General features: G+C 40.3%; 8 protein-coding genes. 4 read left to right on the top strand and 4 right to left on the bottom strand.

Going from position 1 to position 13,613, the window contains the following annotated elements; translation table 11 throughout:
- From WSC_RS23230 to WSC_RS0117260, 3 genes are all read right to left on the bottom strand, one after another.
- A partial coding sequence (locus WSC_RS23230) for a DUF4011 domain-containing protein (RefSeq protein ID WP_157447340.1) occupies positions 1–5,284 on the bottom strand: 5,284 nt, incomplete at its 3' end.
- Positions 5,285–5,537: 253 nt separating this feature from the next.
- Entirely contained in the window at positions 5,538–6,809 is a 1,272-nt protein-coding gene (locus WSC_RS0117265) for a DNA recombination protein RmuC (RefSeq protein WP_237716333.1), read from the bottom strand.
- A gap of 139 nt (positions 6,810–6,948) precedes the next feature.
- Complete coding sequence (locus tag WSC_RS0117260) at positions 6,949–8,475, bottom strand: fumarate hydratase (RefSeq protein ID WP_016957205.1); 1,527 nt, start codon at positions 8,473–8,475, stop codon at positions 6,949–6,951.
- A 368-nt stretch (positions 8,476–8,843) separates the two neighbouring features.
- On the opposite strand from WSC_RS0117260, the gene pabB reads away from it, so the two are divergent.
- Both pabB and WSC_RS23225 read left to right on the top strand, forming a co-directional pair.
- Entirely contained in the window at positions 8,844–10,271 is a 1,428-nt protein-coding gene (gene pabB, locus WSC_RS0117255; RefSeq protein ID WP_016957204.1) for an aminodeoxychorismate synthase component I, read from the top strand.
- Between the two features lie 7 nt (positions 10,272–10,278).
- Positions 10,279–10,854 carry an NUDIX hydrolase gene (locus tag WSC_RS23225; RefSeq protein ID WP_016957203.1) on the top strand — a complete coding sequence of 192 codons (576 nt, stop codon included), beginning with the start codon at positions 10,279–10,281 and terminating at the stop codon, positions 10,852–10,854.
- On the opposite strand, the gene cysB is transcribed toward WSC_RS23225, so the two are convergent.
- A complete protein-coding gene (cysB, locus tag WSC_RS0117245; RefSeq protein ID WP_016957202.1) occupies positions 10,847–11,821 on the bottom strand; it encodes an HTH-type transcriptional regulator CysB in 975 nt (324 codons plus the stop codon). The two genes, WSC_RS23225 and cysB, sit on opposite strands and share 8 nt — an antisense overlap.
- 219 nt (positions 11,822–12,040) lie before the next feature.
- Between cysB and WSC_RS0117240 the strand changes: the two genes are divergently transcribed.
- The gene (locus tag WSC_RS0117240) at positions 12,041–12,730 is read left to right on the top strand and encodes a sensor histidine kinase (protein WP_016957201.1); all 690 of its coding nucleotides are present in this window, start codon (positions 12,041–12,043) and stop codon (positions 12,728–12,730) included.
- 107 nt (positions 12,731–12,837) lie between these two features.
- On the top strand, positions 12,838–13,605 hold the full coding sequence (locus WSC_RS0117235; protein WP_016957200.1) for a hypothetical protein: 768 nt from the start codon (positions 12,838–12,840) through the stop codon (positions 13,603–13,605).
- The last annotated feature ends 8 nt before the right edge of the window (positions 13,606–13,613 follow it).

Raw genomic sequence — 13,613 nt, 5'->3', positions numbered from 1 at the left:
CTGCTTCTGCTTCTGCTTCTGCTTCTGCTTCTGCTTCTGCTTCTGCTTCTGCTTCAATCAGTGTGCTGGCCTCTCTCTCCGCTTCAAGGATTTCTCTCAACTTGGCATCAATTTTTTCAATTGCAGATTCTGGATCAATAAAATAGTCCGTAGACCACAACCTCACTATATTCCATCCGAGACTTTCGAGAATTATCTGCCTTACACGATCTCTATCTCTAGCCGCAGGGGAACCATGATATGTAGCGCCATCGCACTCGACCCCAGCAATATACTTTCCTGGTTGGTCTGGATGTAAAATTCCTAGATCGACTCTAAACTTACTTACGCCAACTTGTGTCTGGACTCTCCACCCTTTTTGACGCAGTGCCTGTGCGACAGCCTCTTCGAAATCACTGTCAAATTGATCAACGCCATGGTTCGCTGACGCAATTTCAGACAACGCAATAGGCCCCTTCTCTGCGAACTCTAGGAAATGCTTTAAATGTTCAACCGCAAGCGATCCAGTTCTGCTCAAATCAATCATTGAGGAATCAAAACTACTAAAAACGACGACCTCTGTTGTGGCTCGAGTAATGGCTACGTTTAATCTTCTCTCGCCGCCACTTTTGTTCAAAGGGCCAAAATTCATACTCATCGTTTTAGCTTCTGGCTCTGTTGGACCATAAGCCAAGCTAAGCATGATTATATCTCGTTCATCGCCCTGAACAGATTCCAAATTTTTAACGAACACTGGTTCACGATCCTGTCCGTCTTGAAAGTACTTTTCGATCGAGGGGTGCTGCCTACGAGCGTCGTCCAATAGATCTTCGATTGTTCTTTGTTGATCAGTATTGAGTGTTACCACACCAATTGACTTGTCACGCTCATTTTTATCCAAGAGTCTTCTTACAATTTCATCTACAACAGCCTTAGCTTCAACAGTATTGTTTCTTCCTTTACCTTTGGCGTAAATTCCATTTACTCGATGTAAAGAAACCGCCGATTCCTTAGTTTCTGACGAGGGATAAGTAACCAGTGAGTTTTCATAATATTTGCTATTTGAAAATGCAATCAGTGTCTCATGTTTACTTCGATAATGCCCCATAAGACGTTTAAGCGGTAATCTTGCTGCTAAAGCCTGGTCTAATATTGATTCCAAATCCTCTTCATCTGGATCATCTGAATTACTACCAGCAGAGAAAAAGTTGGTTGGAGGCATTTGTTTCGGATCGCCTACAATTATTACATTTTTTCCTCTTGCGATAGCCCCGACAGAATCCCACGTCGTCATTTGCGATGCTTCATCAAATACAACCAGATCAAAACCATTGAAGTCGGATGGAAGGAACTGCGCGACTGATAGCGGAGACATCATTAAGCATGGGCATAAATCCAATAATGAGTCACCTAATTGAGAAATAAGTGCGCGAATAGGTATATGTCTGGTCTTCTTCTGAAGCTCTTTTGCTAATACACTAAACTGTTTTAGTTCATTGTCAGCGCCTTGCACAGGTTTTGATTGTGACGCCAACGCGACGATGTATTCACTGGTGATATTCGCAACTTTTTCATCAAGCTGTTTAAAGGCTTCAATAGTCTGTTCATGCGTCGACGCCTTAAATTGACGAAGTTCGCTATTCGCATCAATTAGTAAGGGCGCAAGCCAATAGCAAAAAGCCACTCTGAATTGTTCACTCAATTCATTTGAGTGAATCGTGCCGGATTCAAGGCTCCGACTTAACACGTCAAGACTTAGTTCAGCTGCACTTTGCTTAGCATACTGCCATTCACACCAGTTTTTCAATTTAGGTGAATGAGAATAAATTTCTTTCAGACTCAGAGATACTTCAGAAAGCTCTGAATCGATGGGCACGCATCCACCCAGATCTCCTAGTCGATTACATGAACTTTGAAACTTCTCGTGTAACTCAGAAAATGTAGTTAGTGCACAATAAACTTTAGATTCTTCTAAAAATTCTCTTCCATCAATAAACCACTTTTTGACCGGTATTAAAACCTCAGCTGGCTCATCAGACATACTGATAATTGTAGAAATACATTGTCTGACCTGGTTGCCAATCTCTGCGGCATGTAATAGTTTATCTGGAGTCGTGTCCCAACCATTCCAAATTGGGTACTTATCGACCTTTGCCAGTAAATTTTCAATTGACTTCAGCAGCTTCTGACAACTGGCAATTTTGTCTATTACCGCTAAATCATTAATTTTACTCAGTCCAAGTGCTCGGGCTTCTCTATTGATTTTTCGTTTTCTGAAAAACGACTTCAACCAACCAGATTTAGCTTCTTCAGCCCAAATTAGCCAGGAATGCACCGGAATTTGCGAAATAATTTCCGCTGACGCTCCATGAGAAATATCTTTTATCGCAACATCAAAATCAGCCTTTAATACTGCAAGCTGGCTGATTGCTTCCAACCGTTCCTTTGACCCGCTATCAACTGCAAATGAGATATCTTGTCCAAGAGCCAATCGCCCTAACGAACAAAGACTGCTTAAAGAAATTAGATTAGAAGTTGTTCTTTTTAGAGTACTAAGTGAAAAAGTATCCAGAAGTAAGGTTAACACCTCATCCATAGACTCATGTGAACTTTGCCAATCATCAATAGCTGTCAGAAAAGTCGTTTGCCATATATTTGACCATTCAATGGCAGTCACCAATGAAAAAGCTTTTATTTCGAGTCCACTTACGTCTGCGAATGCCAGTCCTACTTGCTGTACTATTTCCTCTGCCTTGCGAAATTCCTTATCAGTTTTGATTGGAGCAGCACCAACATCCGGCAACCACTCCAACTTTACTTTAAGCGTTTCAATATGTAGCGCTATCGCCGATATCGCATCGCGTGCAGACAAACCAAAGACTGATTTATGGTGTAACGCTCTTACATAATTGTTCAGCAACTCTTTCTTTTTCTTGAGTTCAGTGACATTCATATCCCACGTTCGGGGGTTTAGTCCCTCACGCTTTTGCCACGCGCTGTTAAGTTGATCAAGAACAGCTCTCTTATTAGCTTTGTTACTATGAAGCTCCAAGCAAAGATGATCTAACCCAACTTTTTGCAATCGTCGATATACAACGTTTAGCGCCGCCATTTTTTCTGCTACAAACAGAACCTTTCGACCAAGGCCAATATTGTGAGCAATTATATTGGCGATTGTCTCCGACTTACCCGTCCCAGGAGGGCCTTCCAGAACAAAGTCCTGCGCACGAGCTGAAGCATCGACCGCAACCAACTGTGAACTGTCACAGTTTAGGGGGGTGAAAATTGATGCAGGATCGAGCTTTTCATCTATGTCTTCGCGTTCAACAAAGCTACTTTCCTGCGAATAAGGATCTCGGGGAGTGTCTACCAAATGACGAACAAATGGATTCTCCTTTAGGTCATCCAATCGTTCACGAAGATCTTTCCACATCAAATATTTTGCAAATGAAAATGAGCCTAAGACCAGTTCTTCAACCAGTTCAAATCCAGCTTGTTCCTTGACGGCGTCCCTTACTCTTTGCCAAACATAAGGTACATCAATGCCACTTTCATCTTCTGGCAGTTCATCCTTAAACTCACCCAATTGGATGTCGTGTTCAGCTTGCAAGAATTCGATTAGAGTAAGGTTAAAAATTGGCTCTTCTTCCTGGAGCTGCTCTACATACACGGCAGCCCTTGCACTGCGTCTTGTTAACTTGACGGGTATAAGAATCAGAGGCGCTTTGTAACTCCGAGAATCTTCAGGATTCTCCTTCCATTTTAAAAAGCCCAAGGCTAAAAATAACGTGTTTGAACCGCCCTCTTCTAGGTCATTCTTTGCTTTTCTAAAAAGCTCAACCGAATTTTTCTCTAATCTCTTTGGTGGCTGATTTGCTATAAGCACTTTGTTCTGGATTTGGTTGAGCGCGTAATCCCTATGTAAATCTGAGCCATTTTGTAAACGAAACATCTCACTGTCGCGACTGGGGTCAAAATATGGACTTTCCTGCGCAGACAGAAACTTAAATTTGGTTCCATCTGCTAACATATCTTCCATTGATGCTATATCTGGACAGAAGAGTTTAATAGCGATAGCTCTATCACTAAAATTAAGCAGGCTATTTTTCTTTGTCAGATCTAGCAACTTGCGTGACCAAGTATCTATGCGCGTTTCAGGGGTTTCTTCAACTACCTGTTCGTCTTTACTAACAGGGGGCAAAGGCGGAATTACAGGTAATTCAAGTTCAGTGGAACCATCCTCTGAAGTTTGTTCCTCTTTTTTCTCTTCAACTGTAGACATTGGTTTAATTGACTGTGCCCTAGCTTGAGCAATATCAATTACCATTACGAATTCAGATTCGTGCTCTTCTGCCAATAAATCTCTTGCATGCTCTTTAGCTTGTTCGAATGTAACTGAGGAATCATTTGTTACCAGAGTAGTCTCAAACAGTACCAAATCTCTGTTATCTACTCGCTTACGAATATCCTGAGGATCATCGTTAGTTAAAATCGGTAATTTTTCATTAATTAGCCACGCACCGGCAAATGCATGACCTTTGGTAACGGCTACTACAGGGTTAAGCCCCATAGCTTCAATGCAACTGGCAAACAAAAGAGATGAATCGAGACATGCTGCCATTCTGCCATTGCTGATATCAGCGGCAAGCCTTATTCGCTGACCGAATTTAGCAAAACCTTGAGGAGGACTAACGTAAGCCAATTTTTCCTGAAATATAACATTCCACAGAGCTGCAAGCATCAAATAAGGTTTTTCTCTTGTATTTGATTGATAGCCATCGACAGAACGCCCGAAACCACCTTTTTCTAATGTTAGAGCGACTTTCCTAACTAACGATTCCACATATATACCATTTGGCTTAACAAATGCAGCTAACAAACTAGGTTGCCGCTCTTCTCCCCCCCAATAATTTGCTGGCAGAATATCCAGTTTAATATGCTGTTCAGCAACAATAGATTCATCTTCATCAAGAAGCGTAAATGTTAACAAAGGAGAAATTTCTTCAGTAATACCGAAGAGCTTTTCGAAAGGAAAGCGTAATTCTTTTATTTGAAGATTGATGGATTGACCTGGCTCCAATCGATCGATATACCATGTTTCTTCAGCAAGCCAATCGTCTATTCCTGCTAACCTTAGCTTCAGCTCACGATATACATGAAGATTTTTTTCATCCGTGTTTGGATAGAGAATTCGAATAGATTTAAGAATGGGGTAAGAATTTTGCTGAGCAGCAAGAGAAAAAGTACGGGCGACATCGATTTTAAGTTCAATATTGGCGTGTTGCGTGTCTGCTGTTTCACTCATTTACGGCTCCTTCCGTGCTACATACTCATAGACGGCATATCAATATATATTCTTGTCATTCTACTCAAATCTTAGAATTTTCAAACAAAAAACCTAGAAAAATTAAGGGTAACTGCCTACACTTCGTAAAAAGAAATAATTCTCTGCTTTGGTCAATGTGACTTATGGGAGCGTAATTAACCTCCAACCCGGAAGCTTCATTAATCAATTTGAGGAAAAGTCTGCTCTTCTACCTTCCCAACCCAACAACCACCTACCCCTCACCTGATATCTTAGCCGGTTTTACGTCCGTTTCTTCAATATTCACTTGCTCAATTGATTTAAATCGCGTTGATATTTTATCTGCTGATATATGAATTTTGCGTACATCGTCAGCTGCTTGGTCTATATGTCTAGCGAGCATATCAAAGCGGCCTTGGAAGCGGTTAAAGTCTTCAGCTAAATGAATTAAATGTTTTTGAATGGTATGAATTTGACCGCGGGTTGCTTCATCTTTGAGCACTGCTTTTGCTGTGGTTAATACCGCCATCAGCGTACTGGGTGAAGTTAACCAAACTTTTTGCTGCCAAGCAAAATCGACTATGTCTGAATGATAAGCATGTATTTCGGCAAATATCGCTTCAGCTGGTAAAAACAATATAGCGCTGTCAGCGGTTTCTGGGGGCAATATATATTTGTCGGCTATGTCTTGAATATGCTTTTTAATGTCTTGTTTAAATTGGCGCTCAAAAGCGCGTTTTTCAATTTCGGATATTTGTGGCTGAATTAAGTTTTTAAATGATTCTAGTGGGAATTTAGCATCAATAACAATATTGCCGGTCGGTTTTGGCAACAATAATTGGCAGTCAGCTATTTTACCATTAGATAGTTTAGACTGTTTAATAAATTGATTGGGCGCAAGTACGTTTTCAATTAACGAATAGAGCTGCACTTCACCAAATGCGCCACGGCTACGTTTATCAGTTAACACACTCTGTAAACTAACCACATTGCCTGATAGCTCAGTGATCTTTTTCTGCGCTTCGTCTATCAAGGCCAAGCGCTGCAAAATATCAGAGAATGTTTTAACTGTGTTTTCAAAACCTTCGGCCAGTTTGTCATTCATTTTCTGTGACATTTTATCTAAACGGCTTTCCGTCACATTCGACAGTTCATTTAAACGTTTAGCCACAGTTTCACTGTGATTTTGAATGGCTTTAGATAACTCTTGTCTATGCTCATGGTGTTGACGAGTCAGTTTATCTAGCAGCTCGATTCTGTGCTGAGTGTCCGACTTATCCGCGGTGTGAATCAAATTCAGTAACTGCTGAAATTGCTGAGTTTGCCGAGATTCTAAATTGGCAAATGACTCATGTACTTGATTCATTAACGACATACGCAAATCGTTAAACTCATTCATTTGCAACTGCAATAGTTTGTTTTTATCGTTAGAAACAAAACGCGTAATAGTTAAAATCAACAATAATAAAGTGGAAATGGCGCTAAGGATAAAAATAGCAGGGAAAACCCAAGTAGGATCGAACATATGCATATCAACTGTAAATATTTACAGTAAATTTAGCACTAGGAAAATTTGTTGGCAATTATTTATTTGTAGATCAAGGTACTTTAACAACTAGGAAGGCTATGTATAGCCTTCCTATAGTTGTGACAAACTAAAAGACTTATCTCAACTTCTCATCCAACTCAGCAATTTTAGCACTCCAAATTGCTGGGCCGGTTTCGTGAACATTATTGCCACTTGAATCCACCGCGACTGTTACAGGCATATCTTCTACTTCAAATTCGTAAATAGCTTCCATACCTAAGTCTTCAAACGCGACCACTCTCGCCTTTTTAATCGCTTTCGCTACTAAATAAGCAGCACCACCAACAGCCATTAAATACACAGCTTTATGGTTTTTAATCGATTCAACTGTAGCAGGACCACGCTCAGCTTTACCTATCATACCCATTAAGCCAGTTTCGGCTAACATCATGTCGGTAAATTTATCCATACGAGTTGCTGTTGTTGGGCCTGCTGGGCCTACAGCTTCGTTACCTACAGCATCAACTGGGCCAACGTAATAAATAAAACGGCCGTTAAAATCGACACCATTTGGCAAAGCTTCACCACGGGCTAAATATTCTTGAATGCGTTTATGTGCTGCATCTCGGCCGGTTAAAATTTTGCCCGACAACAATACAGTGTCACCCGCATTCCAGCTTTGAATTTCTTCTTTGGTAATGCCATCAACATTTACGCGGCGCACATTGTCACCAATTTCCCAAGTAACTTCTGGCCAATCTTCTAATTTAGGTGGGGTTAAATCTGCAGGGCCTGAGCCATCTAAATAGAAATGTGCATGGCGAGTAGCTGCACAGTTAGGGATCATCACTACAGGTTTAGAAGCTGCATGTGTAGGCGCAGTTTTAACTTTAATATCAACTACAGTCGTTAAACCACCTAAACCTTGTGCGCCTATACCTAAGTCATTTACTTTGCGGTATAACTCTAAACGTAGCTCTTCTTCGGCGTTTTGCGCACCGCGCTCAATTAGCTCTTGAATATCGACCGATTCCATTAAGCTTTCTTTGGCTAAAACACCTGCTTTTTCAGCCGTGCCGCCAATACCTATACCTAACATGCCCGGTGGACACCAACCAGCACCCATAGTAGGTACAGTTTTTAATACCCAATCTACAATAGAATCGCTTGGGTTTAACATCACCATTTTCGATTTGTTTTCCGAGCCGCCACCTTTGGCTGCGATCATCACTTCAATTTTATCGCCAGCCACCATATCAATGTGTACAACTGATGGTGTGTTGTCTTTGGTGTTTTTACGTGCACCTGCAGGATCTGCAACAATAGACGCACGTAACGGATTATCTGGATTCAAATAAGCGCGACGCGTGCCCTCATCAACCATTTGTTGTACGGTTAAATCGTGTTTGTCCCACTGCACTTGCATACCAATTTTAACAAAACAGGTAACTATGCCGGTATCTTGACAGATAGGTCTGTGTCCTTCAGCTGACATGCGCGAGTTAATCAAAATTTGCGCCATTGCGTCTTTCGCTGCTGGGTTAATTTCTTTATTGTAAGCCGCTTCCACAGCTTTAATATAATCTAATGGATGATAGTAGGAGATAAACTGCAAAGCATCTGCAATGCTTTCAATAAAGTCTTGTTGCTTTATTACTGTCATGGTCTTTCCTCGGTGGCTTGATATTTATACCCAAGCCACTTGAAGATACATGTTTCAGAGCTATCACAGCGTTTTTAGTGCAAGGCATGTTAATGAAGGAATGTAGGCACCTTTCAAATTAACATAACGCAGTAATAGAAACGCTGTGAAGCTCCCGAAGGGCAAGGCTAAAAAACATTTATACTGCGTTATTGATTTTGAAAAGGGATAACCATTGTCTTCAATCAATGCCTTGTCTAAATGTTTTTTATCTCTTGCTGAAATCTCGTATCTTCAAGTAGCTTGGGTATATGTATAATTTTATATTCCGCGTACAATATGATAACCTTGTTGTCCATTTCTCGCCATTGGCACATGCAATCGTTTAAATGAACACCAGCCCATATTGTACTCAGCTTGAGCTGTCGCCAACTATAGACGCAGCCAATATTTTTTCAGTCGTAGCGCATGAAAATGGCGCAATGTTTTTAGACTCTGCCAACGCACAGCACCAAAATAGCCGCTACGATATATTACTCTGTCAACCATTAGCAACTTTACGCTACCAAGCAGGTAAAACCCAAATAAAATTACTAAATGGTGGCTATCTTGCTGAAACCACTGAAGACCCATTTAAAGCAGCAAGACGTTTACATAAAGAATTAATGCCCAAAGTAACTTTAGCACCGGCTGAGATAGAGCTACTGCCTTTTATTGGCGGCACTGTCGGTTGGTTTTCTTATGATTTGGGTCGCTGTATCGAGAACTTACCAAACATTGCCCAAGCCGATATTGAACTGCCCGATATGTATATTGGTATTTTCGACTTTGCTTTGATTAAAGATAACCAAACACAAACTTGGTATGCACTAGATTATCAACCTGAGTTAAATAGAATAAATGCTTGGCTAGATAAATTTAATAACCAAACCGAACAAGCAGCTAGTTTTGTTTTAACCTCAGCTTGGCAGTCGAACATGAGCAAAGAGGCTTATCAACAAAAGTTCGAGCAAGTAAAAAACTACCTTGCCGAAGGTGATTGTTATCAAATTAATCTAGCACAAAGATTCAGCGCAGACTATTCAGGTGACAGTTGGCAAGCGTATTTAAAATTACGCGCGAAAAACCAAGCGCCCTTCTCTGCTTTTATCCAACAAGGCAAACACAGTGTTTTGTCGATTTCACCAGAGCGTTTTTTACAAGTAAAGGCGCAGCAAGTTGAAACTAAACCGATAAAAGGCACACTTGCGCGCGGCCAATCAATTACTCAAGACAATCAACAAATTGAAAAACTAAAAAACTCAGACAAAGACAGAGCCGAAAACTTAATGATTGTTGATTTGTTGCGCAACGATATCAGCAAAGTATGCAAAGCGGGCTCAGTGAAAGTACCTAAACTATTTGACGTAGAAAGTTTTCCAGCTGTTCACCACTTAGTAAGTACAGTAACAGGTGAATTGAGCGAAGGTAAAAATGCCTTTGATTTGCTCAAAGCTTGTTTTCCAGGTGGCAGTATTACGGGTGCACCAAAAATTCGCGCCATGGAAATTATTGAAGAATTAGAGCCACACAGACGTTCAATATACTGCGGCGCGATTGGTTTTATTGATTGGCGCGGCAATATGGACACAAATATCGCCATTCGCACCTTGGTCGCTGATTCCGAGCAAGTTCATTGTTGGGCTGGCGGTGGTTTAGTTTACGACTCAAAATGCGCACACGAATACAAAGAAACTTTTGATAAAGTATCGAAAATTTTGCCGGTTTTAACCAAGCTAAAAAACCAGCAACAGAATCCACAAATACAAGGTGCATAAATAAAATATGGCTTGGCAAAACAACTTTGACACTTTGTTAAGCCGTATTCAAATGCGCTGTCGCCCTAAACTAAAATCTCGTGGTTACCAGCTCAAAGCCCAAGTCAAAAACGCAGCAGTGTTGATTTTGTTGGTGGAAGCCGACAAACCTTATTTGTTATTAACCCATCGCAGTGCCTTGCTAAAACACCATGCCAATCAAGTGTGTTTACCAGGTGGACGCCAAGACCTAGGTGAAAGTTTATTTGACACAGCACTGCGCGAAACCGAAGAAGAGCTCAATATTCCACGCGAGCAGATTAACTTGTTAACACAAATGGAAACCATTGAAACGCCATCTGGTTATCGCATTCACCCTTTTATTGGTTATACCAAACAAAACATAACAGCCGTGGCTAATCCTGCAGAAGTGCAAGGTGTAATACAGATAACTATTGAAGACTTGCTAGCGAAAAATATTCTAGTGCAAGAATATAAGATGGGAAGCCGCCAGCACAGAGTATTATCTTTTAGCCATCAACAATTGTTAATTTGGGGTGCAACGGCGGCTATTTTAGATCAATTCAAACGCTGGCTTATTTAACCGGTAGTTTAAAATCTTTAAATAAAGCATCTATATCATCGGCATTTTTCAAAGCGATTGCTTTATCCACTATATCTCTAGTTAAATGCGGGGCAAAACGTTCGATAAAGTCGTACATATAGTGACGCAAGAAAGTGCCTTTTCTAAAACCAATTTTGGTTGTGCTTGGTTTAAACAAATGAGACGCATCTATAGCAACTAAATCTGTGTCATTTCTAGCATCTACCGCCATAGTTGCGATAACACCAACCCCAACCCCCATACGCACATAGGTTTTAATGACATCAGCATCTGTTGCGGTGAAAACTATTTTTGGCTCTAACCCTGCTTTACTAAATGCACTGTCTAATTCTGAGCGGCCGGTAAAACCAAATACATAAGTGACAATTGAATGCTGCGCAACATCTTCAAGGGTGATTTGTTTTTTCTTGGCTAACGGGTGGTCACGTGTTACCACGACACTGCGATTCCAGTGATAACAAGGCAACATAATTAAATCGTTGTATAGGTGCAAAGCTTCTGTCGCAATTGCAAAATCAGCTTCACCTTTAGCCGCAGCGTCACTGATTTGCGACGGTGTGCCCTGCAACATATGCAAAGATACTTTTGGATACTTCTGCATAAAACCTTTGATTACCGGTGGCAATGCATAGCGCGCTTGGGTATGGGTAGTTGCGATATTCAATTTACCTTGATCAGGTAAAGTATGTTCACGCGAAACTGATTTAATACTTTCGACTTTGGATAATATCTCACGTGAAATTTGAATAATTTCACGACCTGCAGAAGTTACATGAGTTAAATGTTTACCGCTACGCCCGAAGATTTGCACACCGAGCTCGTCTTCCAACATCCTTACCTGCTTACTAATTCCGGGTTGTGAGGTATATAAACTTTCTGCGGTCGCAGAGACGTTTAAGTTGTGATTCACAACCTCGACAATATAACGCAATTGTTGAAGTTTCATGGTTCCACCGCTAATTGAGACGCTTTATTCTGATTTAGAATAGTTTGTTAGGGTTTTATTACTTTTTCTTAAGTTTATACTGGCTAAAAATAAAATTCGATGATTAATTAATACTTTTACGCTAAATTGCATCACAAGCTTGCAATTATTCATATAAAAACAGCAATATTAACAACCAACACTTAAGCTGCTAACATAATAAAAGATTGAGGCAATAAGATGAAAGACGATCCAAAAATAGATTTTTCAACTGTATTGGCATCAGCGGTACACGACATGAAAAATTCTTTGTGCATGTTGATTCAATCTATTGAGCACTTAGGCCAAAGTAGCGCACAAGACAACCCAGAACATGCAGATGAACTTGCCAGTTTGCATTACGAAGCATCACGACTAAACACTAACCTACTGCAATTACTTTCTTTGTACCGGGCTGAAAAACATCAATTACCACTAACAATTGAAGAAAATTTTGTTTCAGACGTGGTTGAAGAAATGCTCGCGAAAAACGAACTATACATAGAGAAAAAAGGTTTAACCGTTGAATTAGATGTTGCCGAAGATTTATGTTGGTTTTTTGATTTGGATCTGATCGGTAATCTACTGAATGATATTTTTATCAACGCGATGCGCTACAGTAAAAATCTAATCAAAATATCCGCCGCGATTAAAGATGATCAGTTAGAAATAACTATTGAAGACAATGGCAATGGTTATCCACAAAACATGCTTGAGTTAATCGACATGCCTATGCAAGAATTAAATTTGACCACTGGTCGCACAGGTCTAGGATTATTCTTTGCTAGGATGATTGCCAATGCGCACAAAAATAATAAAAAAACCGGCAGAATCCACCTAAATAACGGCGGTATATACAAAGGAAGTATCTTTAAATTGGTGCTTCCGTAACACAAAATTTTAATCTTGTGTTTGCAAGTCGACTAATAACGATTATTCTTGTACTATCAGAAGGTTAATAAATTAACAATAAAAACCCTTATCAATCAGGAACTGAGATGATTTTTTCTATTGTAATCGCGCTTGTAGTCGCTCTAGTAGTGTTAGCCATCATCATTAACGCTGTTCAGCAACACAAAGAAAAAGTGGAAGCTGAAAAACGTAATGAAATAGCAAAATATAAAACAATAATCGAAGATACCGAAGCTCTATTAATGAGCATAGGTAATATTCCGGTCAGTAATCAATTGGTATTGGTATTACATCAGCGTGTATTAGACGCTGTTAAAAATATGTCTGAGCTATTGCCTGAGTCTACTGAGCTTAGACAAAGAGTTCGTGATGCACAAAATCGTGTGCAAAGCATGGATCCAAACGAAAAAGTTCAGTCCGAAGAAAGTTTTAGCTTACCTGATGACGAACGTGCAACCATTGCATTGTTGCAAAGCATCAAGAAACTACGCGCTGCGCTCAGAGCTGAACACAGCAAAGGCAAAGTTGATACTCACTTATTTATGAGTGAAGACAAACGCTTAGACAAATTACAATTACGTATAAATGTTGAAAGTTTGATGAAACGTGGGCAAACAGCTCGCCAAGGGCAAATGTTGGGCTCAGCACGTCAGTATTTTGAAAAAGCGCTCGCAACCATTACCGGCCAGTCAAGCCGTGACGAATACACTAACCAACGTAAAGTAGAGTTAGAGCAAGTTTTAGCTGAAATAAACGATGAACTTAAAAACTCTAATGCTCGCGATAGACTGAAAAAACAAGCTGAAGAAAAAGACGATTTGGATATGTTGTTCCAACCGAAGAAAAAATGGTAAAGCATTTC

Source organism: Catenovulum agarivorans YM01 (assembly GCF_000281085.1).
GTDB lineage: Bacteria > Pseudomonadota > Gammaproteobacteria > Enterobacterales > Alteromonadaceae > Catenovulum > Catenovulum agarivorans.
Note: the sequence above shows the minus strand (reverse complement) of the source record. Positions and strands in the feature narration are given on the sequence as shown.

What these genes read in the sequence shown, in the direction of transcription:
- WSC_RS0117260 (WP_016957205.1), bottom strand. Translation starts at nt 8,475, where the DNA reads ATGACAGTAATAAAGCAACAAGACTTTATTGAAAGCATTGCAGATGCT.
- WSC_RS0117265 (WP_237716333.1), bottom strand. Translation starts at nt 6,809, where the DNA reads ATGTTCGATCCTACTTGGGTTTTCCCTGCTATTTTTATCCTTAGCGCC.
- WSC_RS0117235 (WP_016957200.1), top strand. Translation starts at nt 12,838, where the DNA reads ATGATTTTTTCTATTGTAATCGCGCTTGTAGTCGCTCTAGTAGTGTTA.
- pabB (WP_016957204.1), top strand. Translation starts at nt 8,844, where the DNA reads ATGAACACCAGCCCATATTGTACTCAGCTTGAGCTGTCGCCAACTATA.
- cysB (WP_016957202.1), bottom strand. Translation starts at nt 11,821, where the DNA reads ATGAAACTTCAACAATTGCGTTATATTGTCGAGGTTGTGAATCACAAC.
- WSC_RS23225 (WP_016957203.1), top strand. Translation starts at nt 10,279, where the DNA reads ATGGCTTGGCAAAACAACTTTGACACTTTGTTAAGCCGTATTCAAATG.
- WSC_RS0117240 (WP_016957201.1), top strand. Translation starts at nt 12,041, where the DNA reads ATGAAAGACGATCCAAAAATAGATTTTTCAACTGTATTGGCATCAGCG.